At 72.5% G+C, this 3,108-nt stretch carries 4 protein-coding genes; 1 reads left to right on the forward strand and 3 read right to left on the reverse strand.

The window, feature by feature from the left end; genetic code table 11:
* From AB0M20_RS34745 to AB0M20_RS34755, 3 genes are all read right to left on the reverse strand, one after another.
* A partial coding sequence (locus AB0M20_RS34745) for an iron chelate uptake ABC transporter family permease subunit (RefSeq protein ID WP_364304632.1) occupies window positions 1-666 on the reverse strand: 666 nt, incomplete at its 3' end.
* Window positions 663-1,646, reverse strand: coding sequence for an iron chelate uptake ABC transporter family permease subunit (locus AB0M20_RS34750; RefSeq protein WP_364304637.1), 984 nt, complete (start codon window positions 1,644-1,646; stop codon window positions 663-665). The genes AB0M20_RS34745 and AB0M20_RS34750, both read right to left, overlap by 4 nt.
* Before the next feature lie 86 nt (window positions 1,647-1,732).
* A complete protein-coding gene (locus AB0M20_RS34755; RefSeq protein ID WP_364304634.1) occupies window positions 1,733-2,734 on the reverse strand; it encodes an ABC transporter substrate-binding protein in 1,002 nt (333 codons plus the stop codon).
* A gap of 156 nt (window positions 2,735-2,890) precedes the next feature.
* Between AB0M20_RS34755 and AB0M20_RS34760 the strand changes: the two genes are divergently transcribed.
* The coding region (locus AB0M20_RS34760) for a DUF5925 domain-containing protein (RefSeq protein WP_364304635.1) at window positions 2,891-3,108 on the forward strand (218 nt) is incomplete at its 3' end.

Raw genomic sequence — 3,108 nt, forward strand, 5'->3', positions numbered from 1 at the left:
CATCAGCAGCAGCGGCGGGGTGAGCACGATCAGCGCGACGCCGAGCAGTTGCACGTAGGTCCAGGTGCGCCCGTTGAGCGTGCCGACCAGCCAGACCGCGGCCGCCTGCGCGGCGTCCAGGCGGGCCCGGCTGATCAGGTAGCTGTTGAACGCCACCAGCATGGCGCTGACCCCGATGCCGACCAGGACGACCCGGCGGATCGCTCCGCCGCCGATGGCTGCCAGCGCGTACACGATCAGGGCGGTCAGCAGGCCGCCCACGATGGCGCCGAAGGCCGCCCCGCCCGGGCCGGCGCCGAACGCGATGATCGCGAGAACCGCGCCGGAGGCGCTGCCGGTGGTGAAGCCGATGATGTCCGGGCTGCCCAGCGGGTTGCGCGACAGGCTCTGGAAGACGGCGCCGGAGACGGCCAGCGCGGCGCCGGCGAGCAGGCCCAGGCTGAGCCGCGGCAGGCGCAGGTCGAGCAGCACGAAGCGGTCGGCGCGCCGGCCGGCCCCGGCGAAGACGTCCATCATGTCGTCGAACGGGATGCGGGTGCCGACGGCCACGATCGTGACCGCGGCGACCACCAGGATGCCCACCACGAGCAGCGCCGCGACCCACAGCGTGCGCAGGTCGAGGCGCAGCGCCACGCCGGGCGCACGCAGCTGCAGGCGACGGCTCACAGCGGCACGATCCGGCGGCGGAGGATGACGGCCAGGAAGACCGGCGCGCCGACGAACGCGCAGACCAGGCCGGCCTGCAGCTCGCCCGGGCGGGCCACGATGCGGCCGAGCACGTCGGCGAGCAGGAGCAGGGCGGGGGCCAGGACCATCGAGTACGGGAGCAGCCACCGCTGATCGGGTCCGACGAGGGCCCGGGCGACGTGCGGCACGGCCAGGCCGACGAAGGCGATCGGCCCCACCGCCGCGGTCGCCGCCCCGCAGAGCAGCGTGATCGAGATGGCGCTGAGCACCCGGGTGCGGTTGAGGTTGGCGCCCAGCGCGCGGGCGGTGTCCTCGCCGAGCGCGATGACGTTCAGCGACGGGCCGAGGCCGAGCGCGAGGACGGCGCCGGCCACGATGAACGGCAGCACGCCGAGGACGACGTCCATGTCGCGGCCGGCCAGCGAGCCGACGGTCCAGAGCCGGTAGCGGTCGAAGGTGGTGACGTCGAGCAGCGCCACCGCGTTGACGACCGCGAGCAGCGCGGCGCCGACCGCGGCGCCGGCCAGCGCGAGACGCTCGGGTGAGGCGCCGGAGCGGCCCCGCGTGCCGAGCAGGTTGACCACGACGAACGCGCCCGCGGCCCCGGCGAAGGCGAACCAGATGTAGCCGGTCAGCGAGGCGACGCCGAGCACCCGGATGGCGAGCACGACGGCCGCGGCCGCGCCCGCGTTGATGCCCAGGATGCCGGGGTCGGCCAGCGGGTTGCGGGTGAGCGCCTGCATCAGCGCGCCGGCCAGGCCGAGCGCGACACCCGCGGCCAGGCCGATGAGCGTACGCGGGAATCTCAGGTCTTGAATGATCGTCAGGTCCGCGGCCCGGGATGGATCGCTGACCGAGCCGTCGAGCGCATCCCACACCGTGGCGAGCGGGATGGCCTTGGTGCCGATCGCGACGCTCAGCGCGGCGGCCAGGACGAGGACCGCGACCGCCAGGAGCAGGCCGAGGCCGCGGGTGGTGAGCCCACCGCGCGCCCGGACCCGCTCCTCGGGGGTGTGGAAACCCGCCCGGACGGTCGCGGTCGCGGTCACGTCAAGGCGTCCTTGACCAGGGGTACGAATTTCTCCAGCGTGTACGGCGTGCTCAGCACCGAGTTGGTCGAGAACGCGTTGACCAGGTCGGCGTCGTCGATGATCAGCAGCCGGCCGGCCTTCGCCGACGGGATGCTCTGCAGCACCGTGTCCTTCTTGAGGTCGCCGCCGGCGCCGATGGCGAACATCACGGTCAGGTCGGCGTCGAGCAGGCTGACCTGTTCCTTGGAGATGTTGGCGTAGAAGTTCGCCGGCTTGAGCGCCTCGATCTTCTCCGAGTTCTTGAAGCCGATGGCCTCCATGAACTGCACGCGCCCGTCGCCGCGGGTGTAGGCGCCGTACTGCCCGCCGAACGCCGCCGCCACGACCACCGACTTGCCGGCGAAGTCAGCGTTCGCCGCCTTCGCCTCCGCGAGGGCCTTGTCGTTGTCCGCGACCAGCTTCTCGCCCTCGGCCTTGCGCCCGAGCGCCTCCGCGATCATGACCGTCTGGTCCTTGAGCGTCGTGCCGTACGGCGGGGTCTGCGCCGGGCCGGACAGCGTCGGCGCGAGCTTCTCGAGCTGGTCCCAGGTCGCCTTGACGTTGTCCGACTTGGTGAAGGTCACCAGGTCGGGGCGCAGCGCCGCGACCGCGTCGAAGTTGATCTCGGGGCCCTTGAGCACCTGGGGCTTGGCACCGCCCAGCTTGTCCTGCGCCCACGGGCCGACGCCCACCGGCCAGGCCTGCAGCCAGTCGAGGATGCCGGTCGGCACGACGCCGAGCGCGAGTAGGACGTCCGCGTCGGCCCAGCCGAGGGAGACGACCGCCTCGGGCGCCTTCTCGACCGTCGTGGTGCCGAACTGATGCTTGACGGATGCCGGGAACTGTCCGCCCGCCGCCGGTGCCGATCCGCTCTGACCGGTGGGGCTGTCGTCGCCGTCGTCACCACACGCCGCGAGCAGGCCGGCCGCCGCGGCGCCGAGCGAACCGGCGAGCAGTCCGCGCCGGGAAAGTGTCATCGAATACTCCTCAGGTAAGGCTTGCCTCACCTTAACTGAGGAGCGCCGCGCACAACACGCGACCTGCCCTTTCCTCCCGGCCGTCCAGTGTGGATGGTGAGCACGCAAAGGTGAAAACGGCTGTATTTCGGACCCGATCAGGACGATCATGTGGGTATGCGTACGCCTCACCAGTCCGTGGAGCGGACCGGCGGCCGTCCCGTGGAGCCGGCCGCCGGGCTGCCGTCGCACCACGCGCTGCCGCTGGCCGCCAGCGTCGACGACGGCGACCGGCTGGTGGACGTGGTCGACCTGCTCGCGCTGGACGCGTTCGTGACCGGGCGGGAGCCGTTCGGCCGCACCAGCTACCTCGAGAACGTCCGCGCCGACGCGGC

The organism is Actinoplanes sp. NPDC051633, from assembly GCF_040681735.1.
Lineage (GTDB): Bacteria > Actinomycetota > Actinomycetes > Mycobacteriales > Micromonosporaceae > Actinoplanes.

Coding starts and splice junctions, on each gene's coding strand:
- AB0M20_RS34755 (WP_364304634.1), bottom strand. CDS start 2,734: ATGACACTTTCCCGGCGCGGACTGCTCGCCGGTTCGCTCGGCGCCGCG.